The sequence below is a fragment of the Butyrivibrio sp. DSM 10294 genome (assembly GCF_028539135.1).
GTDB lineage: Bacteria > Bacillota > Clostridia > Lachnospirales > Lachnospiraceae > Butyrivibrio.
The window spans coordinates 145,164-165,513 of record NZ_JANSWL010000081.1 but is presented as its reverse complement, the minus strand read 5'-3'; the positions used below and the strand labels follow the sequence as shown (position 1 = coordinate 165,513).

The following is a 20,350-nucleotide window of genomic DNA, read 5'->3' as shown; positions in this document are numbered from 1 at the left end:
TTATGAAAAAAAATCTGACCGGAAACAGACTAAATAAAATAAGGGCAAATATCCTCTTAGGGGTTATTACCTGTCTTCTTTTTACCATAAACGGCTGCGGTGACGCCGAGGACTTAATAAGCGCCGCACAGCCTTCCGCTGACCAGACAAGCGCAGCGGTAAGTCACGAAAAGGGAAGCAGAGATAATGCCCCTGTTTGTCTTGTGCCCACAACCCCGGGCAAGGTTACCTATGAGAACGATTTTGCCCATGTGGACGCCTCCAATATATCGGAGGGCTATGTGGTTGTGCGCTATACCGGATCATCTCCCAAAGTAAAACTCCAGATCACAGGCCCTGATGAGATTACCTACACTTACAGTCTTAATGTCGATACACCGACAGATGAGGTCTTCCCTCTTCAGTCCGGCGACGGCGAATACATGGTTAACGTGTACGAAAACATTCAGAGTAACCAGTACTCAATGGTATTTACCCAGCCCATTGAGGTAATCCTCGACAATGAATTCGGGCCGTTCCTGTATCCCAATCAGTATGTATCCTTCGAAGTTTCCGACAATGCCATACAAAAAGGAGCTGATCTGTGCTACTCCTGCAACAGCGATCTTGATGTTGTATCGGCAATCTATAACTTCGTAATCACCAATATCGAATATGACTACGACCTGGCTGAATCGGTTCAGAGCGGGTACCTGCCCGACATCGATGAGGTTCTTGCCACACGAAAAGGTATCTGCCTTGACTACGCCGCTCTTATGACCAGTATGTTAAGAAGCCAGCGAATCCCCACCCGAATGGAGGTTGGTTATGCGGGAACAGCCTATCACGCCTGGCTCAGCACCTATATCGAGGACATCGGATGGGTCAACGGCATGATCGAATTTGACGGAACCACCTGGTCCCTGATGGATCCCACCTTTGCATCCACCACCGACACCGAGAAACTCAGATCTTTTATCGGAGACGGCAAAAACTACTCTGTAAAATATATTTATTAATCATCCGGAGGCAACATGAAAACCAATGGCACTATCAAAAAACTAAGCAGCTATGAAATAGCAAACTTCTGCAGGCAGATGTCTCTTCTTATAAAAGCCGGCATCTCACCTTCAGAGGGCATTGAGATCCTTCTCCAGGACATCCACGACAAAGGAAGCCAGAAGCTCCTTAATAGGATCAATCAGGTTCTCCTAAGCGGCGAACAGTTCCACGTAGCTCTTCAGATGAGCGGTGTTTTCCCGGATTATGTTATTCACATGGTAACCATCGGCGAGGAGTCCGGAACTCTGGACACCGTAATGGAATCCCTGGCCGACTACTATGACAGAGAGGAAAACATCCAGTCCAATATCAAGAGCGCCGTGAGCTACCCTCTTATCATGGTATTCATGATGCTTGTGGTTGTGGTGGTTCTCATCGTCAAGGTACTGCCCATCTTCGAGCAGGTATTTGCCCAGCTGGGAACCAGCATGAGCGGCTTCTCACAGTCACTTCTTAATCTTGGAACTCTTCTTAACCGCTATTCGGCAGCTCTTACTATCATACTGGTGGTTCTGGCGGGACTCTTCATCTTCTTCTCCGGAACCTCAACGGGAAAAAAGACCTTCAGGAACATCCTGACCGTTTTTGCCCCCACCAAGAAGCTGATGCAGGAGCTTGAGAGTGAGCGATTTGCCAGCGGTATGGTACTGACATTATCAAGCGGAATGGACACCTATGAGGGTCTTGCCCTTGTTAACAAACTGGTGGAAAGCAAAGAGATGAAGGCCAAGGTGGAAAAATGCAGACAGCTCCTTCTTGACGGCGACAATTTCCCCGAAGCCCTTGAGAAATCCAAGATTTTCTCCTCCTTCTATTCACAAATGGTATCCGTAGGCTTTAAGACCGGGTCCATGGACGCTGCCATGAAGCAGATCGCCGACCGCTTTGAACACGAGACGGAGCGCAAGATCTTCTCTCTTATCTCGATACTTGAACCAACACTTGTAATCGTTTTATCCGTAATCGTAGGAATGATCCTTTTGTCTGTAATCCTTCCTCTGATGGGCATTATGTCCACCATAGGCTGATGAAGAAAGGCTGATATGTCAAGATTTGAAATGGGCGATGGCCACAAACTTCATATATCGGACAGCTTCTACAGAGTGATCTCTATCCTCATCTTTGCCATGGTACTGGTTCTCTTCTTCATCGCTGTGGACGAGACCGGACGAGGCACTGTCAAGAAGCAGCAGGAATCTCTTGAAAACGCTCTTTCAAGGGACATTGTCCAGTGCTATGCCATCGAGGGCAGATATCCTCCTAGTCTTGAGTACATGGAGGACCACTACGGACTAATTTATGACAAATCTGTCTTCTTCGTGGATTACCAGCCCATCGGATCCAATCTGTACCCCGATGTAACTGTTATCCTGATTGAAGGCAATTAAAGGAGGCTCTTGGATGGATGTAAATAGTAAAAAGAGCCATGTGATAGATACGATGTTCGTCATCTGCCTGATGTTCCTCTTCGTCCTGTGCGCGGTGTCGGTTATAGGCATCGGCGCCAGTATCTACAAGAAAAATGTCGGCCAGATGGCAGACAATTACTCCCACAGGATCACCAGCGCCTATGTCACCGAAAAGGTAAGACAGGCTGACGAAAACGGCGCAGTCTTCACTAAAGAGCTCTTTGGCAAAAATGTTCTCGTACTGCAGGAACAGCAGGGAAATGACCTGTACGATACCTATATCTATGAATACGAGGGCTATCTCATGGAACTCTATATAAGAGACAGCATTAAGACCTTTTATCCCCAGTCGGGGCAGAAGATATTGAAGGTAAACAGCTTCAACGTAGCGGAAAACACCGATTCGGTGCTGGAAGTTGATATAGTCACCGAAGACGGCAACAAGAACAGGTTATACATAGCCAAAAGGAGTACAAGACAGCAGTAATGAACAGACGGGCAAGTTCTAAAATAAGTTTGTTCCTGATGGAACTTATAATTGCCATTCTATTCTTTTCCCTTGCAAGCGCAGTCTGTGTAAGGCTTTATTCTGCTGCCCACAGTCTCAGCGAAGAAAGCATTAATCTTAGCAATGCCCTGACCTGGTCCCAAAATCTGTCCGAAGCCTTTTACGGAACCAAAGGCGACGTAAAGGAGATGGAGAAGCTCTATCCCGAAGCAATTGTCAGTAAGGACGACTCCGAAGAACATGTTATTACCGTGGTACTGTTTTTTGACGACGAATGGAATTATGTGGATGCAGAGCTTGTGGATGCCTCCTATGAAGTAATTCTGGAGACCCGCAGGAAAAGCGCAGATGAAGTCTACAGCGACGTAAATGAATACGGAATAACCCTTGTGGGAGACGCCGTTGTCGGAGAAGTAGCTGCCATCGATCTTAGAGGTACCACTGAAGTCTATTCTTTTATTCCGGAGAACGAAGATATGCTTCTCTTCCACGGAAATGTTGATATTTATGTAGGAAAGGGGGTGCCGCAATGAGCAAAGACAGACAGGCTCCCGCTCACGTGGGAAGTGCCTCTATCCTGCTGATCTTCACGGTTCTGAGTCTTATCTCCTTCTCGGCTCTTACCATGGTCAACTCCAAGGCGGACTACAACTTAAGCTATAACCTGTCCAGGAGACAGGCGGCCTACTATGAGGCCTGTCATAAGGGAAATGCCTTTGTGGCGGCGGTCAACTCAGGATATACAGAAGGTGCATCAAAGGGCAAAATTTCAAAGAGCATACCGATAACCGACAATCAATCGCTCAATATTACGTTAATGTCAAATTTCACAAAAAACTCGGGTAATTCGGAAAATACCTTTACCATAACCCAGTGGAAGATAGTAAACTTCGAAGATTCAGGCTACGATACAACGCTTCCGGTGCTGAAAAGAGACGGCTGAATTTAAAACAATTTCCCTAAGACTTTATCAAATTTTAATTTTTTGCATAACGATTTAACGCATATATTTATAAATCCATGTTACAATAGATTATGTACTGAACAACTAATTTCAGAAAATGAATTGCTTTAATTTTCATAGCAACTAAAAATACTTATTGGAGGTTCAATATGGGAAAAAGAATACTCATTACCGATGACGCCGCTTTCATGCGTATGATGCTTAAGGATATCCTTTCCAAGAATGGATATGAGATTGCCGGCGAAGCTGAGAACGGTAAAATAGCAATCGAAAAATATAATGAGTTAAAGCCCGACCTTGTAACTCTTGATATCACCATGCCTGAGCTTGATGGTATCGGAGCCTTGAAGGGAATCAAGGCTGCAGATCCGAATGCAGTTTGTATTATGTGCTCTGCTATGGGTCAGCAGGCAATGGTAATTGAATCTATTCAGGCCGGTGCCAAGGACTTCATTGTAAAACCTTTCCAGGCAGATCGTGTTCTGGAGGCTGTTAAGAAGGCTATCGGATAATTTAATATTCGTCTAAAAAAGCCCCAAAAATTCAGGAGCTTGCCTCTGCAAGCTCCTTATTATTATGCCTATCTATTTCTTACAATTTCACTTCATTTGGCTTAATCTCTCTAAGGCAAAGAACCGATACAACGGAGATGATGAAAAAGCCGGAAAGAGCAAGAATAGCATTTCTAAGTCCCATCTTCTCTCCCATTATTCCCGTAAGAGCTGTGAAGATCGCACCGCCGATTCCGGTGGCTGTGGTGATCATTCCGGTGGCTGTAGCTTTTTTATCTGCGCAGTATTCCATCAAAATGTTGAGAACGCTGGGATAAATAGCTCCGCATGCAAAGCCTAGAGGTATGCACAGAACAAGTGCTATCACGCCACTGTCAGCCCTTGAAATTACCGCTGAGATAAGCGGTATGGCGATTACAGAGGCAATCAGTATCTTACGTGCATACTTCGAATAGATTCCCACAAGAGCCCTTGAAGGTATCATAACAAGCCAGAAAAGAGATAATGCAAACTTACCGTAATCTGACATCAGAGCATCGGTGAAAAGAGTATCAACGAAGAAGGCAAATCCGTTCTCATATCCAACGTAGATGCACATCACAACGCACAAAAGAAATACTCCCGCAAAAATAAATTTGCCCGATATTCCTGCACTGTCTTTTATGCCCTTTGCTTCTTCAGGCATTCCTCTTCCCCACAGCGTAATGCCGGCAAATGCAATGACTGTGCCAATGAAAAGAGTGATGAACAATATCCTCCAGTCTCCGCCTATTCCAAGATAATATTTAACGAAAAGAGGTGCCACAAAAGCTCCGAGCGCATACATTGCTGTCATGAATCCGATCTTGCGGCCACCTGTCACGGGATAATACTCAGCAAGTGCTGCGATCGCGATAAACTGAAGAGCGCTGGTTGTAAGTCCCAGGAAGAATATTCCTCCTATGAACACAGCCTGCAGAGAGCTGGTAAATACAAAAAGCGCAGCCATCGCCTGAATGCCCATCATTATAAGAAGGCATCGTATCTTGTTGGTTCTGTCAGCCCAGCTTCCAAGTATTATCGGAGCCAGCATGGTAGCCGTCAGCTCCACGGAAGCAAATATTCCCTTGGAACTCTCGGTAAGATCATAGACCTTTCCGATGGTATAGAGGCTTGCCTGGTAGCCTCCCGCCTCAAAGCCGTTGATGAAGATAATGAAAAACAAAAATAGCCACAATAGATCAGGGGTCTTTTTCATTTTGGACATCTCCTCATTATATGAAACTTTTTGATATAATGGTGTAGGTGTCAAAAGTATCTTTTGACACCATATGATATACGAATTGCTCCATGACTATCGTCATTCTCGCAATTCTGCAAATATTCGGAAACCGCTAATTTACTGCGTAAATTGCTAATCCCTCATATTTGTTTGGGCCATAAAGTCAAAATGCTTAACATGCCAGCATGTACGCATTTATGACTTTTGGCACCTATATCATATAATGGTCATGTATACATTTTATCATGTTTTTAACGCTAATAAGTAAAGGAATAGCTGTAATTATGTTTAATATACAAGAAATTAATAGCCTTGATATCCCGGCTCTGGAGGTGTACTCAAAAATCCCCGAAAGGCAGCTTCTGACCATTAATGAACCTGCCCCCGGTATTTTTATCGCCGAGAGCATGAAGGTCCTGGAAAGGGCCCTTGACGCCGGATATGAGCCCATATCTATGCTGGTATGTGACAGCAATCTGGAGGAACTTACAGACGGAAATTCAGACCTGTCCGTCAAACTCCTGGAAGCTGCCAAAAAGCTTACCGACAGCCTTCCTGTCTATGTAGCGGATGAAAAGACTCTGGACCTTCTCACAGGTTATCACCTAACAGGCGGTTGCCTCTGTGCCATGAAGAGAAAACAAATGCCCGCTCCCGGTGATATCCTCAAGGACGCAAGGCGTATCGTAATCCTTGAGAATGTCATGAATCCCACCAATGTAGGTGCAATCTTCCGTTCTGCGGCAGCTCTTTCCATGGATGCGGTGCTACTTACCCACTCCTGCGCAGATCCCCTGTACAGAAGATGCATAAGGGTCAGCATGGGAAATGTGTTCCTGATCCCCTGGACCTTCATTGATTCCAAAAATATGTACTGGCCCGGACAGGGAATGGAATATCTGCATTCCCTTGGCTATAAAACAGCGGCTATGGCCCTTAGAAAAGAATCCGTCTATATTGACGACGACTCTCTCAAAAAAGAAGAAAAGCTCGCCCTTATAATGGGAAGCGAAGGAGACGGACTCCTATCCGAAACCATTGATAAGAGCGATCACGTGGTAAAAATACCCATGGCCCCCGGCGTTGATTCCCTTAATGTGGCGGCAGCCAGCGCCCTGGCCTTTTGGGAGATATCAAAAAGACCTTCCCCGTAATATACGAGGAAGGTCCTTATTTATTGGTTCCTGCATCAGTTAATTGTAAATCTCAGCAGGTTGTCATTGATGGTATCAACAGCATCCGATACGGAGGAAGCGGCATTTGCAACAAGCTCTGAACTGGAAGCAACGCCCTTGGCAGCCTCAGTAACTTTATCCACATTCTCAGCGATCTCCTGAGTGGATGCGGACTGCTCTTCGGATACGGAAGCCATGTTGGTGGCAACATCGTTAACCTTCTGCATCTCCTGTGCCATATTGATAAGAATATCGTTGGCATCGGAGAGCTGTTTGGTGATCTCTTCGAAAGTGGTAGCTGCCACATTGACAGTCTCCGCACTGTTGTTGATAAGAGTTGTATTGGTCTCGGATTTCTCGGACAGCATCTGTACCTTCTGAGACATATCCTTGATGATCTCACCGATCTGGTTGGTGGCATCAGCAGAGTTCTGAGCCAGGGCTCCAATCTCGGAAGCAACAACCGCAAAGCCTTTTCCTGCTTCTCCGGCTCTTGCAGCTTCGATGGAAGCATTGAGGGACAGAAGGTTGGTCTGTGAGGAAATAGAATTGATAAGGTCTATGATCTGGGTGATCTTGTCCGCAGCCTCATCAACGTTAGTTACCGCATCAGCCATATCCTTCATGGATTCAACGATATCCGTCATGCCGTTGGCAACGTTGGACATATCCTTCTGACCGGAGCCAGCCTTTTTAACCAGATTGTTCATGGAGTTCTCTATCTGCTGTTCCTGCTCCGTTACATTGGAGACAGTCTCTGCAAGGACAGTGGCGTTCTCTGCAACCTCAGTTACGGCTCTCGCCATATTATCAATATTCTCTCTGATCTGTGTCATGCTTACAGACTGATTGTTTGCAGCCTCTTCCAGATCCTCGGCAGTACTCTTGGAGGTCTGGGCATCTCCACGGAGCTTGCCTGACACATCCTTGATCTCAGTTAGGGAGTCACGCATTCCGTCGATAAATTCGCCCATAGCCCGGTTCATATATGCGATCTCGTCATCGCCCTTAGCGGTGATATTGACGGTGAAGTCACCACCTGAGATCTTTTCAATATTGTTGGTAAGAGTAGTTACAGGCTTCTTAATCATCTTGTGCAGTGACTGGGCAATTATGAGGATAACCACTATTACTGACACAACCGTAACTATGAGAAGGACGCCAATAAGTTTCTGAAGAACTGCAAGAACCTCTTTTTGCTTGGCATAGAGAACTACACTCCAGTCAGTTCCGCTGACACCTGAGGTTACTACATACCACTTTTCGCCGCCTGCAACGATGGGTTTTACTATTTCGATCTTATCCTCCCCCTGAGCTGCAACAAACTCGCCTATGGATACGATAAGAGGATTATCGGTAACTTCAGATATGTTCTTGCCGCAAAGACTGGGATCATCTTTAAAGGAAAGGATAAGTCCGCTCTTTGTGATCATCATGGCACCACCTGACTGATATACAGCTACTTCATTCAGTTGTTTCTGTGTGTTTGCCATAAAAAGGTCCGCAGCAAAGCAACCCTCACGTCCATCCTTGAGGTGTACATGTCTGATAACGGTAGCGCAGAGTTCACCGGTAACAGCATCAAAATAGGGCTGATCGTAATAATAGAACCAGGAGTTATCATAACCTACAGCCTCCACATACCAGCCGTGGGAAGTGACATCCTCCATAACATAATCCGGCGAACTGGGATAAATAAAGGTCTCGTCGTTGAGGGCCAGATAAGCTCCCGTAGGAATCAGACCATATCTTCCGACGGTTCCGGCCATATATTCCATTATCTCCTCGTTGCTGGCGAAGTCGTTCTGTTCAACCGCATCGGCAACAGCATTCAGATAATAGAATGTAGATGTAAGCTCCTTGTTCACCTTGGCGGCACTGGCACTTACCTGATTGGTCAGAGATGTATCGATCAGATCCTTGACCATTCCGTAGCCAAAGATTATAACCAGACCCTCGGCAATAAGGATGCTTGCCACCAGAAGTGTGACAAACAGAATCGAAATCCTTACACTTATAGCTTTTGTGGCTCTTTTCTTTCCATTACTTCCTTCATTATTCATTACTGAAATACCCTCCTATTTTAGCAATTCAACGCCTATATATACCAAATTGCATTAATTTAATAACGCCCATATGAACATTCCCTAACCAGTATATTAAATTTGAATTACTTTTTTATGACTCTATTTCACGAATAATTGACTCATAATCCCTTTTTTCAAAGAAAGCCTTCAACCTCTCGTATTTATCCTGCTCTCCTGCAGGGATAATATAATCGCCAAGGTCCCTGAATATGCCTTCCACACAGGCCTCGTTCTCTACCCTTGCGCTGTCAAGGAGAGCCTCATAGGCGCTCTCCAGAATGATCTCATCAGCCTCGGGCTTTTGATCCGATTCAAAATAAGGTGCCAGCTTATCCAGAAATTCCAGATAATCGCTCATCATGCTGTCATGATGCTCTTTTATATATTCTATATCCTTTGCTTTGCCTGCATCCTCCAACAGTCTTGTCTTCTCAGACAGTCCCATGATTCCCACAAGCTTGGCTGAGCTCTTAAGGGCATGAACCTTGATCGTATAGTTCTCATAGTCTTCGCTTTCATAAAAGCCCTTAATGGCAGTGCTGTTCTCCTCGATTGATTCATAGAATATCTTAAGTACAGCCAGGAATGAATCCTCAGAACCGCTGTTGGTCAGCGCGGTCTTTACATCAAGACCCTCAATATCTTCATACCACTTATGTTCAGCTGCAGAAGGTTCCTCATATACCTCCTGAGTTACAGCATCGCTGCCGCTCTCCTCTTCCTCTTCTTCACTTGCGTAAGAGGCATCCGAAAGGCTTCTCGGATCCTTCTCATCCGGTATCATCGACTCGAAGTGATAGGGCTTGTCTCTCTTGTCCATATAGAGAAGGCCAAAGGTTCCGATACCGGAATTAACGGCAATGGCTGCGGAAGCTTTCTGGAACAGAATATGCTTGAATTTGAATCTTGCCTTTACTTCCTCAGCTATCCAGTTGAGTTCCTTATGGCTCATACCTACATATGCAATAAGCAGCATATCAAGATCGGGGTCAGCAGTCTTAGGCAGGATTCTTCTGATATACTTGCGTATGCAGTCTTCCTTTTCACCAAGGAACACCCAGCCCATGCTAAAGACACTCTTCTTAATCTGAAGAAGGGGATGCATATTGAGCGTAGACATGATCTTATGTATCCTCTCGGACATATAGCCGCCCCTGACCATTAATCTCGTCTCGGTTACGAAGAAGCTGCAGTGCATCTTGGTCTTAACGGCCTCCAGTTCTTCGATAATGCGCTCCACAGACTGATTCTGCTGCGCCATCTGGTGAGCCAGCATTACAAGAAAGCCCATGGCACTCGAGAGAACTCCCGAGTCAAAAACGGTTACATTGTCAAACTGCCTTGCCGCCATGGAAGCATTGTGATACTCCTCGCTCATACTGGGCGTTATGGAAATATGAACGATATGATGAGCCTTCTGAAGCCTTCCTGCAAAGAACTCCTCAAAATCCTTGGTCTTGGGAGGCTCAGACCACACCTTGCCCTCCGACGAATACATATAGTAAAGAAGCTCATCGGTATCGGCTTCCACATTGTCATAGAAGGTTCCCGCATCGGTATGAACCAGGAAGGAAATGATATCAAGCTGCATCTCCCGTACAAGGCTCAGCGGCAGGTCGCACAAACTGCTGGTGGTAATAAGAACCGGCACCTTTCTCCTGTAACCCTTAGAGGTATTGAGCACTTCAGTGGACAGATTGATGGCATTCCTTCTTACGATCTTTTCCTCGGGAAGAAGTGACAGGAGGCTTTCCTCCAGCTGCTTACCGGATACAGGCTTAAGAAGATACCCGTCAAAGCCGCTTCTTGCATACAATTCTTTATTCTCGCCGCCCGCATTGGCTGTAAGTATCACGACAGGAGTATTGTTGTTGATCTCCTCTTTTTGCTTACGAAGCCTTATCATGCAGTCGATACCGTCCATACCGGGCATCAGATGATCCATAAATATCACATCATAGCGTGTGCTTCCGGTCATATACAGAGCCTGCTCTCCGCTGCCAGCAAGGTCAATCTGAACCTTGGTATCCGCAAGAAGCTTTCTCTCCACCTCAAGGTTCATCTCATTGTCATCCACAATAAGAATTCGTGCCTGAGGTGCGGTAAAGCTGCTCTCATACTTCTGAGTGCCTACGCCATTTCCGAAATTGGAGATACTGATATCGCCGATGGGAGCTTCATTGGTAACTCCCTGCCACAGTGAAACCGTGAAGGTAGCGCCCTGGCTGTACACACTGTTGACGCTTATGGTTCCGTCCATCAGATCCACCAGCTGCTTAACGATGGAAAGGCCCAGACCCGTTCCTTCGATATGTCTGTTCTTTTCCTCATCCACTCTCTTGAAGGCATCAAAAAGATAGGGCAAAGCCTCCTGTTTGATACCCATTCCGGTATCCGTTACAGAGAAGATCAGATGAGTCTTGTCATCTCCGAATAGCTCCTGCTCCACATGGAGAGTGACAGAACCCTCGCTTGTATACTTAACTGCGTTATTCAAAAGATTGATAAGAATCTGCTTTATTCTTACTTCATCACCGTAGAGCTCAGACGGAATCGAAGGGTCGATATCCACCTCAAATTTCAGACCCTTTTGCTCGGCCCTCAGCCATATCATATTTACGATCTCGGATACGAGCGCGGACATGCTGTAATTAACGGGTACAATGTCCATCTTGCCTGCCTCTATCTTACTGAGGTCAAGGATATCGTTAACAAGGGCAAGAAGCATTCTTCCTGAACCCTGAATATTGGAAGCATCCTTTTTGATCTCATCCGAAGCATCATCCTGGCGCAGTATGATCTCGTTAAGGCCTAGGATTGAATTGATAGGAGTTCTGATCTCATGGCTCATACTGGAGAAGAACTGGTTCTGACTGCGGTTAAGTTCCTCTGCTCTCTCCGCCTGCTGCTGAGCCTTTTTGCTCTCCATGCTGAAGATCAGCTTCTGATACCTTAGCATCGCAAAGGTCGACAGACCTACCAGAATAACCGATACCAAAGAGTCTATCGCAAACATCTGAAGAGAGTGGCTCACCACCAGATTGGGAAAATGGAACCAGATGGCATACTCAGCGATGGTAGTGGCTGTAATACAGAGCATCATTACCAGTCTGAAACCTCCTGTCAGGGACATACCTATAAACATATAGCTGAAGATTACCCAGAAGACACCGCCTCCCTGAGGTCCTCCTCCAAAGAAGAAGATTATCGGAAGAACGATAAATACCAGTTCAACAGCCTGTGCAACAGCTCCCTGCAGCAGTCTGCCCGAATACACACTGTATCCTGTTGCTATTGGAACCGCCACGATCATAACAGCCAGAGCAACAATCTCAACAATGTTCTCACCACCCAGAATATCGAAGATAAAGGCTATGATCATGGCTATATCGCCCAAGGTGGCAAGCATGACCATGGTTCTTTCTTCGTAGCTGATGGAGGGGTCATTTAATTTTTCAGAAAGGAGTCTGAACAGTTTTCTCATGGCATACTCCTTTCCTCATACCTGACATTCTTGGGAGGAAGAATTCTCTTCATGACCCTTTCGAATTCCATGATATCAATGGGCTTGGCGATGAAGCCATCGAAGCCCTCATTCAGGAACATCTCTTTGGCGCCGCTGACAGCATTGGCAGTAAGGGCAACGATAAGGATGTTTCTGTCCTTTTCCCGAGCCATCTGTTTGAGCCTCTTCATGGCCTCAACTCCGTCCATCTCGGGCATCATATGATCCATGAAGATAATGTCGTAGGTCTTATCTCTGAATTTATCCAAAGACTCCTGTCCGCTGGCGGCGGTTTCAGTGATCATGCCATAATCCCTGAAGGTTCCGGTAGCGACAACCAGGTTCATTGGTTCGTCGTCAACAATAAGAGCCCTTACGCCGTCAAACATAGGCCTCTTCTGTCTCTCATCAAATATTGCATTAAGTTCACCGGTACTTCCGTTAAGGACCTTGGTGACGGGAAGTCCATACAAAGGCTTGGGCATAAGAACTATATTACTGCCCTTAGGTGTATTGAAGGTTCTGTTCACTGCAACCGCAACCACTGTATCTCTCGCTGCAACTTCGTCAAAATATGCAGCATTTCGGCGGTATTCCTCTTCGCCCATGAAGATATGGGATACCTCTACCCTGCTCATAAGGTTCCTGATTTCCTCCACAGAATATGCGGAATAGAGATTAATCTTAAGACCGGATGCAAGATTCACTGCCATCTGACGATAGAAATCTCTTACAGCAGAAACCTTGTATTTATTGGGAAGCATATGGAATATAACATTCTTAAAGCGATCTCTGTTGGCGCTGAGGCAGTTAGATGCATTATCAACTTCCTGTGGCACGCAGAGTCTGACAGTGGTGCCTGTCTTGGCATCACTGTTGATAGTAACGAAGCCGTTCATGGCATGGGCAAAGCCATAGACAACGCTAAGCCCCAGACCTATGCCGCCGCTTGATCTGTTTCTCTCTTTGTTGGCCTGATAGAGTCCCTGGGAAACGAAGGACATATCATGGCCCGTCATGCCCTTACCGGTATCGGTAACTTCAATGGTAAGATTGACACCGTACTCTCTTTTGGTGGAGCTGATCTTTACGTAGATACCGCCCTTGTTGGTGAATTTCACAGCGTTATCTATAAGGTGACGCAGCATCTTGTGGAGCTTTTTGATGTCACCCTTCATGGAAATGGGCACCTTGGGATCAAGGTCGATGACCATCTCCAGCTTTTCTTTGCCCTCACGGATAATGTACTTGGACAGCACATCATTTACAAGGGAGGTGATCATATATTTGTCTTTTTCGATATATACGTTGCCGTTCTTGATCTCGGTATAATCCTGGATATCCTCTATCTGCCTGGAGAGGCGAAGGCCCGCATCCCTGATGGCAAGCACGTCCTCAGTGGTCTCGTTTTTAAGGATCAGGCTGGAGATACCATTGACAACGTTAACGGGAGTTCTGAGTTCGTGGGAAATATTAACCAGAAAGTCGTCCATATCCGAGAGGGAATTCTGCATCATCTTTTCATCCCCCTCTATGACCTCAAGAAGCCTCTTCCTGTCTATCATTATCCATCTGCAGACATAGTGCACGGAGAGGACCATGATGGAATGAAGTACCACCTTGGATATATTCAGCAAATTGAGTTCAACGGTGTGATAATAGGCAGCAAGAACGATCTGGACAAAAAAAACCAGTCCATACTGTATAAGAGTAAAGTTAAGAACAGTCACACTTCCCAAAAGGGAAAGCGCCACCGTCAGAAGCACATTTGCTATAGCAATATCAAAAAAGCAGGAATTGTGGATACCATGGAAGATCGCAGTGGCAAAGCTGAGCATGAGGATCACGTTCTCTCTCATGCTCTCCCGGCCGTACTGCGACAGATGCATTACCCACAGAGTGATCATTCCAAACACAAGGAGCGGTGGAACCCAGAACTCCCACATCTGAAGTGCACTCTCAATGGTAACGCCAACAATGCATATTGTTAGGATTATTATGATCTTTGTATGAATACCGGTGCGGTTCTTCATGATCTCACCTAAAAAACGATACAAAACACACAACTGCGCATAATAAATTATACGTTTTTAAGATAAAATAATCACGATTTCTCCACTTTTTTCATGATTTTCATAATATTTTAATGAAATGATTTACAGCGTAATTGTGCCATTTATCTCGGGCAGAATGATTTTCCCCGCATGAGAAGACACCAGCTGTTCGGGTCTGAAGCTGTGAAGCGGAACAAGGACCGCAGGCTCTATCACATCAACGGTGTGACGAAGGTAATAAGGCTCCGCATGGCCGCCAAGGCCGCATCTTAAATAGTTTATCCCCAGGTTATCAAGGAGGCTGTAGAACTTGGCAAAGGAAGGATCATAGTCGCCGAGGGGTGCCCCGTCCATATGAAGATACAGGGAAATTACACTGTCCAGCTCAAAGAGCTCATAGACATGCTTGTAATCCTGCTGAAGCACATACTTCTCAGGGTTTTCCAGCAGCATTTTTCTGATGACAACAGGCCTGTTCTTAAGAAGAGGCGCCTTGAGCTCCCCGCCCTCAGGAAGGTATACGGCGAAGTTATCTTCGGGATAAAAGGCTGCCACATAGTCGGCCTGCTCAGGCTCAAGCACCATGGTTCTTCCGCACTCAGCCAGAACTTCAATGAACCTGTGGATCCTCTCAACATTTCTGTTGTAGTTATTAATAACTAGGAGCTTCTCTTCTTCAAGAGCATGATTTTTGAACTCCTCAAGGAGAGTTGACTCGGTATGGTCTCTTACAGGTCCTTCAAGAGACAGCATGTCCACATCAGCGAAACTGATGGTGACGCCTTCGCTGATCATCAGATCCGCACCCTTGCATTTCTCGGCAAAGGCTGCGCTTATCTCAGGATGATAGCCGTGGTATCTGTAATCTCCGGTATAGCAGATTTTTTTCCCATCTGCTTCGATCAGAAAACCGCAGGCTCCGATAACATCGTGGTCCACCTGCACACAGGTTACCTTGATATCTCCTACGGTGACAGATGCGTCATAATCTATGGGAAGAACCTTTTCATGCTCTCTTATCTCCAGCTCTCCCATTACTCCCATCTCGTGATATAGCCGTGCAGAATCAGCACTCATATACACAGGAACGCCTTGGTCAAGGGCTCCCAGACCACCCATGTGGTCGATATGCATATGAGAAATGATTATGAATATCTCTTTATCCGTTTCGCCATAGGCCTTAACCCCTAGCTTATGTGCAGTCTCAGGCTCATAGATGCCGTCGATGGCATTAAGTACCCCGAGCCTTACATAGTCATAGGCTTCGTTTCCCGGACGGAGCCTGACCTTATCATCTATTCTGTCCGCATAAGCAAATCCGAAATCAAAGAGGCAGATAGTGGTCTTAGTTTCCACTGCCACAACAGTTCCGCCTATTTCCCTAAGTCCACTGATAAAAGTAAGTTTAGCCATAACACACCTCAAAAAGGAGAAAAAAGGCCGCCCGCCACATGGCAGGCAGCCCCAACTTTCATTTAATTCAATTGATCAGAAATGTATTAATACTGAGCGTTGATTGCTTCAACGATAGTGTCAAGCCACTTCTGAGCGTCTGCCTTGTCATAAACAAGCTGCTCAACAGTTGAAGGAACTGTGCTTCTGATATCATTTGATGCATCAAATGTAGGTGAGAAGAAGAAGTCCTTGGACTGCTCGTAGCAAGCCTTAGCGCAAACGTTCTCATCCATGTATGCCTTGTAAGCATCTGTCTCGTAAGCAGATGTTCTGATAGGAAGGTAACCGGTTCCTACAGCCCACTCTACTACAGCGTCTGTGCTTGTGATGTACTTGAGGTACTCCCAAGCTGCAAGCTGCTTGTTAGAATCCTGTGAGAACATAACAATGTTTGTACCAGCCATGTTAGCTGCCTTAGCAACGTTTCCAGGGATAGGAGCTACTCCAAGATCCCAGCCCTCAGCCTTGATGTAAGAAACACCGGCTGAAGATCCGATGTAAGAAGCGATCATCTGGTTGCTGAGAACATTTGAGAAGTATCCGTCCTCACCAACAAGACGAGCATAGCCATTGTTGTAAAGGTTTGAAAGGTACTCGCAGGTCTCAAGACCCTTCTCATCGTTGAAAAGAGCGCCTGTAGCATCTACGTAGTCGCTTCCGTTCTGGTGAAGAGAAGCCTCAACAGCACCTGCAAGATCATCGTAACCGATGAAAGCGATGTTCTTGGAATCCATAACTGTCTTAGCAGCAGCCTCTACATCAGCCCAAGTCTGAGGAACTTCGATTCCGAGCTCATCGAACATTGTCTTGTTGTAGAAAAGAACATAAGTTGACTTGTTGTAAGGAACAGCGTGGATGAAGCCGAACTCTGAGCACTCATCACGATAAGCTGAAACGATGTCATCCCAGTTATCGAAATCAGTTGCTACAAAATCGTCAAGCTTAACTACCTTGTCGATGTAAGGTGTAAGCCAGTTGTTGTAAGCCTGAGCAAGATCAGGAAGAGCATCAGCAGCAGCTGAAGCCTGAAGCTTGGTCTGAAGGTCGCCGTATGCACCCTGGTTTACAAGTGTAACCTTGATGCCGTACTCGTTGTTTGCATTGAACTCATCTGTGATCTGTGTAAGAACAGTCTCAAGATTGCCGTTCATAGCGTGCCAGAAAGTGATCTCTGTTGCTTCGATTGACTTAGCCTCAGCAGCAGGAGCTTCCTCTGTAGCAGCAGCCTCTGTTGTTGCCTCTGTTGTTGCAGGAGCCTCAGTAGCAGGTGTCTCTGCAGGAGCCTCTGTTGTTGCGGGAGCTGTCTCACCACATCCAACCATCATGGATGCAGCCATAGCCATAGCAAGTACGCCGGCACCAAATTTTTTCAGTTTCATAATACTATTCTCCTTCCTTTCCGCATCGCGGATGTAAAAAAAATATCTTCTAAGGCATAATTGCCCTTAGATCAAAATAACCCCAATATCATCCCTTAAGTCCGCTTCTTGTAACACCTTCGATGATGTACTTTCTAAGGAACAGATAGATGATGATGATAGGCATAACAAGCATACAGGATGCTGCCATGATAAGCTCTGTGGAAGAGCCTGCCTCAGTCTGGAAACGAACAAGTCCGTTGGAAAGAACTCTCATCTCCTGTGAGTTTGTAACAAGCAGTGGCCACAGGAATGCGTTCCAGCTACTGATGATGTTCAGGATCGCAATTGAGAAAATGGCCGATTTGTTCATGGGTACCATGATCTTGATCATATATTTGAAATCGGAGCACTTGTCAACCTTGGCTGCAAGGTAAAGTGACTCAGGTACCTGCATGAAGAAACGTGTCAGCAGATAAATGTAAAAGGCACTTGAGACCCAAGGTACGATCATGGCCTTGTAGGAATCGATCCACTTGAGCTTGATGATAGTCTCATAGTTGGTGATGATAAGCATTTCGCCGGGGATCATCAGTGTTGCAAGGAAAAGAGAGAACACTGTCTTCTTGCCGGGAAAATTAAGTCTTGAAAATGCGAAGGCTGACAGCACTGTAGTTACCAGTACGCCGCAGGTGGTGCACAGTGTAACGATCAGTGTGTTCACAAAATATCTCGCAAAAGGTGCTGCTGCCCAGGCGTCCTTGTAGTTAACCCACTGAGGAGTCTCCGGAAACAGCGCAGGCGGAATTGCAACCAGTTCGCTGGGTGTCTTAAGTGAAGATGAGATCATCCATACGAAGGGCAATATAGTAAAAACAGATCCCAGGATCAGTACTGCAAACTTCAGTACTGTCCCGATAATATTTCCAATATTTCTCTTATTATTCATAGCTATACCCTCTTTTATTTCTTATTGCCACCGGTTACACGAAGCTGAACCCTGGTGAAGATAAGAATAATTATGAACAGGACAACACTGCCTGCAGCAGCAACGCCGTACTTGTAGCTGTTGTAGAACTTATCGTAAATGTAGTAAACGATAGTCATTGCCTTGTTGGCGGGGCCGGCTTTTCCCTGGAACAGTGAGAATACCTCGTTGTACACCTTGAAGGCACCGATCATTCCGATAACGCTGGAATAAACGATCATGGGTGCAAGCTGAGGAACCGTGATCTTGGTAAATACTCTAAACTTGGGTGTAGAGTCAATTCTTGCTGCCCTGTAGAGATCCTCGGGAATAGTCTGAAGACCAGCCAGGAAAATAAGAATATTGAAGGCCATGCTCTTCCAGATAGCGAAAATGATAAGAGCAGGCATAGCATACTGCGGAAGATTAAGCCACTGAATAGGCTCAATTCCGATAAGTCCCAGCATGAAGTTGATGAGACCGTAATTACTGTTGAACATCCATCTCCATACGATACCGATGGCGATTACGCTGGTAACGTAAGGAAGGAAATAGATTGTCTGGAAAAGTGCCTTGGTCTTCTTGCAGCTGTTGATAAGAACCGCAATGATAAGTGAAAGCATGATGGATACAGGCACAACGCACACAACGTAGATTGTGGTGTTCTTAAGTGACATAGCAAAATCAGGATCGGCAAACAGCGCCTTGTAGTTATCAAAGCCGATTGACTTGTAGCTGCCGTTGATAATGCTGTAATCCCCCAAAAAGCTCATAACGATGGCTCTTATAAGAGGATATATTGTGAAGCAGATCATAATGATCATGGACGGAAGGAGATATAAATATCCCTTTGCACTCTTTTTATCCATTATAATAACTCCCTTCCCTTGGATCAGAATCTGCCGATGAGCTTCTCCTGGTCATCAAATACCAGGATATGGCCTTCACGAACAGAAGTCTTAACAGAATCACCTTCTGCTACCTGCATGTAAGAATGAACGAGGATACGTACAACCTTCTCACCAAGCTTGGAGAAAAGAAGGAGGTCACGTCCTGTCATACGAAGGTTGTCCACCTTGAAGGAATTGCCGTTATCATCGATGTAGAAGGACTCAGGTCTGATTCCTGCATGATAATGTCCGTCAGCGAGCTTGGCGCCTGTTCTGAGAACCATACCGCCTGAGGAGATAACGCCGTCATTAACGTCAACTTCGATATTGTTGATCTCGGGTGTTCCGAGGAAGTTTGCTACGAATTCGTTGGCAGGATTGAGGTACATGGTCTGAGGAACCTCATACTGCTGAAGCACACCTTCCTTCATAACTGCAATACGATCGGAGATACTCATAGCCTCTTCCTGGTCGTGGGTTACGAAGATGGTTGTGATCTTAACTTCCTGCTGGATACGTCTGATCTCTTCTCTTGTTGCTACACGAAGCTTAGCATCAAGGTTGGATAAGGGTTCGTCCAGAAGAAGTACCTGGGGTTTCTTGACAAGTGCTCTTGCGATGGCAACTCTCTGCTGCTGACCGCCTGAAAGCTCACTGGGCTTTCTCTTCATGTACTGGTCGATCTTAACGACCTTGGCGATCTCAAGAGCCATCTCCCTTGCAGGAGCCTTCTTGATTCCGCGGTTGATAAGCGGAAATGTGATATTATCCTCTACAGTCATATGAGGATAAAGAGCATAATTCTGAAATACAAGACCGATTTCACGATCCTCGGGAGCAATGGAAGTTACATCCTTGTCGCCGAAATAGATCTTACCCTGTGTAGGGGTAGTAAGACCCGAAAGCATAAAAAGTGTGGTTGACTTACCACAGCCGGAGGGTCCCAGAAGGCCCACCAATTCACCGTCTTTTACAGTAAGATTCATGTGATCTACCGCATTAAGACTACCATAAGTTTTTGTTAGATTTTCAATTCTGATATCCATGCTTTACCTACCCAATCTAATAAAAAAATGTTTCTCCGAAACGCAGACAGCTTTTTATTATACTATAACAAATCGAAATATCAAATGTTTTTTTTTATAAAAATTTAACAATTAAAAT

Annotated in this window: 17 protein-coding genes; 8 read left to right on the top strand and 9 right to left on the bottom strand. The window is 45.6% G+C overall.

Annotated elements, in window-relative coordinates; translation table 11 throughout:
* Positions 1–2 precede the first annotated feature (2 nt).
* The 7 genes from NXH67_RS12925 (at position 3) to NXH67_RS12895 (ending at position 4,434) form a co-directional block, all read left to right on the top strand.
* Entirely contained in the window at positions 3–998 is a 996-nt protein-coding gene (locus NXH67_RS12925) for a transglutaminase-like domain-containing protein (RefSeq protein ID WP_272797626.1), read from the top strand.
* Between the two features lie 15 nt (positions 999–1,013).
* Complete coding sequence (locus tag NXH67_RS12920) at positions 1,014–2,069, top strand: type II secretion system F family protein (RefSeq protein WP_022777808.1); 1,056 nt, start codon at positions 1,014–1,016, stop codon at positions 2,067–2,069.
* 15 nt (positions 2,070–2,084) lie between these two features.
* Positions 2,085–2,429, top strand: a complete 345-nt coding sequence (locus NXH67_RS12915; RefSeq protein ID WP_022777807.1) for a hypothetical protein — start codon at positions 2,085–2,087, stop codon at positions 2,427–2,429.
* A gap of 13 nt (positions 2,430–2,442) precedes the next feature.
* The gene (locus NXH67_RS12910; protein ID WP_272797625.1) at positions 2,443–2,937 is read left to right on the top strand and encodes a DUF4860 domain-containing protein; all 495 of its coding nucleotides are present in this window, start codon (positions 2,443–2,445) and stop codon (positions 2,935–2,937) included.
* A gap of 38 nt (positions 2,938–2,975) precedes the next feature.
* Positions 2,976–3,491 carry a hypothetical protein gene (locus NXH67_RS12905; RefSeq protein ID WP_272797624.1) on the top strand — a complete coding sequence of 172 codons (516 nt, stop codon included), beginning with the start codon at positions 2,976–2,978 and terminating at the stop codon, positions 3,489–3,491.
* Complete coding sequence (locus tag NXH67_RS12900; RefSeq protein WP_022777804.1) at positions 3,488–3,901, top strand: hypothetical protein; 414 nt, start codon at positions 3,488–3,490, stop codon at positions 3,899–3,901. The genes NXH67_RS12905 and NXH67_RS12900 overlap by 4 nt, the downstream gene beginning before the upstream one ends.
* Positions 3,902–4,071: 170 nt before the next feature.
* A complete protein-coding gene (locus NXH67_RS12895) occupies positions 4,072–4,434 on the top strand; it encodes a response regulator (RefSeq protein WP_022773049.1) in 363 nt (120 codons plus the stop codon).
* Between the two features lie 79 nt (positions 4,435–4,513).
* Here NXH67_RS12895 and NXH67_RS12890 read toward each other — a convergent pair whose 3' ends face one another.
* Positions 4,514–5,671, bottom strand: a complete 1,158-nt coding sequence (locus NXH67_RS12890) for an MFS transporter (RefSeq protein ID WP_272797623.1) — start codon at positions 5,669–5,671, stop codon at positions 4,514–4,516.
* 308 nt (positions 5,672–5,979) lie between these two features.
* Between NXH67_RS12890 and NXH67_RS12885 the strand changes: the two genes are divergently transcribed.
* A complete protein-coding gene (locus NXH67_RS12885) occupies positions 5,980–6,849 on the top strand; it encodes a TrmH family RNA methyltransferase (RefSeq protein ID WP_022777802.1) in 870 nt (289 codons plus the stop codon).
* A 35-nt stretch (positions 6,850–6,884) separates the two neighbouring features.
* On the opposite strand, the gene NXH67_RS12880 is transcribed toward NXH67_RS12885, so the two are convergent.
* From NXH67_RS12880 to NXH67_RS12845, 8 genes are all read right to left on the bottom strand, one after another.
* Positions 6,885–8,933, bottom strand: coding sequence for a methyl-accepting chemotaxis protein (locus NXH67_RS12880; RefSeq protein WP_272797622.1), 2,049 nt, complete (start codon positions 8,931–8,933; stop codon positions 6,885–6,887).
* Positions 8,934–9,048: 115 nt separating this feature from the next.
* The gene (locus NXH67_RS12875) at positions 9,049–12,441 is read right to left on the bottom strand and encodes a DegV family protein (RefSeq protein WP_272797621.1); all 3,393 of its coding nucleotides are present in this window, start codon (positions 12,439–12,441) and stop codon (positions 9,049–9,051) included.
* Entirely contained in the window at positions 12,438–14,519 is a 2,082-nt protein-coding gene (locus NXH67_RS12870; protein WP_272797620.1) for a hybrid sensor histidine kinase/response regulator, read from the bottom strand. Before NXH67_RS12870 ends, NXH67_RS12875 begins: the two co-directional genes overlap by 4 nt.
* Positions 14,520–14,618: 99 nt before the next feature.
* On the bottom strand, positions 14,619–15,929 hold the full coding sequence (locus tag NXH67_RS12865) for an MBL fold metallo-hydrolase (protein WP_272797619.1): 1,311 nt from the start codon (positions 15,927–15,929) through the stop codon (positions 14,619–14,621).
* An 86-nt stretch (positions 15,930–16,015) separates the two neighbouring features.
* On the bottom strand, positions 16,016–17,350 hold the full coding sequence (locus NXH67_RS12860) for an ABC transporter substrate-binding protein (RefSeq protein ID WP_022777797.1): 1,335 nt from the start codon (positions 17,348–17,350) through the stop codon (positions 16,016–16,018).
* Between the two features lie 88 nt (positions 17,351–17,438).
* Positions 17,439–18,278 (bottom strand): carbohydrate ABC transporter permease, encoded by an 840-nt coding sequence (locus NXH67_RS12855; RefSeq protein ID WP_272797618.1) that lies wholly within the window; start codon positions 18,276–18,278, stop codon positions 17,439–17,441.
* A gap of 14 nt (positions 18,279–18,292) precedes the next feature.
* Positions 18,293–19,165, bottom strand: a complete 873-nt coding sequence (locus NXH67_RS12850; protein ID WP_022777795.1) for a carbohydrate ABC transporter permease — start codon at positions 19,163–19,165, stop codon at positions 18,293–18,295.
* A gap of 23 nt (positions 19,166–19,188) precedes the next feature.
* A complete protein-coding gene (locus NXH67_RS12845) occupies positions 19,189–20,232 on the bottom strand; it encodes an ABC transporter ATP-binding protein (protein WP_022777794.1) in 1,044 nt (347 codons plus the stop codon).
* Positions 20,233–20,350: the final 118 nt, after the last annotated feature.

What these genes read in the sequence shown, in the direction of transcription:
- NXH67_RS12925 (WP_272797626.1), top strand. Translation starts at nt 3, where the DNA reads ATGAAAAAAAATCTGACCGGAAACAGACTAAATAAAATAAGGGCAAAT.
- NXH67_RS12920 (WP_022777808.1), top strand. Translation starts at nt 1,014, where the DNA reads ATGAAAACCAATGGCACTATCAAAAAACTAAGCAGCTATGAAATAGCA.
- NXH67_RS12915 (WP_022777807.1), top strand. Translation starts at nt 2,085, where the DNA reads ATGTCAAGATTTGAAATGGGCGATGGCCACAAACTTCATATATCGGAC.
- NXH67_RS12910 (WP_272797625.1), top strand. Translation starts at nt 2,443, where the DNA reads ATGGATGTAAATAGTAAAAAGAGCCATGTGATAGATACGATGTTCGTC.
- NXH67_RS12905 (WP_272797624.1), top strand. Translation starts at nt 2,976, where the DNA reads ATGGAACTTATAATTGCCATTCTATTCTTTTCCCTTGCAAGCGCAGTC.
- NXH67_RS12900 (WP_022777804.1), top strand. Translation starts at nt 3,488, where the DNA reads ATGAGCAAAGACAGACAGGCTCCCGCTCACGTGGGAAGTGCCTCTATC.
- NXH67_RS12895 (WP_022773049.1), top strand. Translation starts at nt 4,072, where the DNA reads ATGGGAAAAAGAATACTCATTACCGATGACGCCGCTTTCATGCGTATG.
- NXH67_RS12890 (WP_272797623.1), bottom strand. Translation starts at nt 5,671, where the DNA reads ATGAAAAAGACCCCTGATCTATTGTGGCTATTTTTGTTTTTCATTATC.
- NXH67_RS12885 (WP_022777802.1), top strand. Translation starts at nt 5,980, where the DNA reads ATGTTTAATATACAAGAAATTAATAGCCTTGATATCCCGGCTCTGGAG.
- NXH67_RS12880 (WP_272797622.1), bottom strand. Translation starts at nt 8,933, where the DNA reads ATGAATAATGAAGGAAGTAATGGAAAGAAAAGAGCCACAAAAGCTATA.
- NXH67_RS12875 (WP_272797621.1), bottom strand. Translation starts at nt 12,441, where the DNA reads ATGAGAAAACTGTTCAGACTCCTTTCTGAAAAATTAAATGACCCCTCC.
- NXH67_RS12865 (WP_272797619.1), bottom strand. Translation starts at nt 15,929, where the DNA reads ATGGCTAAACTTACTTTTATCAGTGGACTTAGGGAAATAGGCGGAACT.
- NXH67_RS12860 (WP_022777797.1), bottom strand. Translation starts at nt 17,350, where the DNA reads ATGAAACTGAAAAAATTTGGTGCCGGCGTACTTGCTATGGCTATGGCT.
- NXH67_RS12855 (WP_272797618.1), bottom strand. Translation starts at nt 18,278, where the DNA reads ATGAATAATAAGAGAAATATTGGAAATATTATCGGGACAGTACTGAAG.
- NXH67_RS12850 (WP_022777795.1), bottom strand. Translation starts at nt 19,165, where the DNA reads ATGGATAAAAAGAGTGCAAAGGGATATTTATATCTCCTTCCGTCCATG.
- NXH67_RS12845 (WP_022777794.1), bottom strand. Translation starts at nt 20,232, where the DNA reads ATGGATATCAGAATTGAAAATCTAACAAAAACTTATGGTAGTCTTAAT.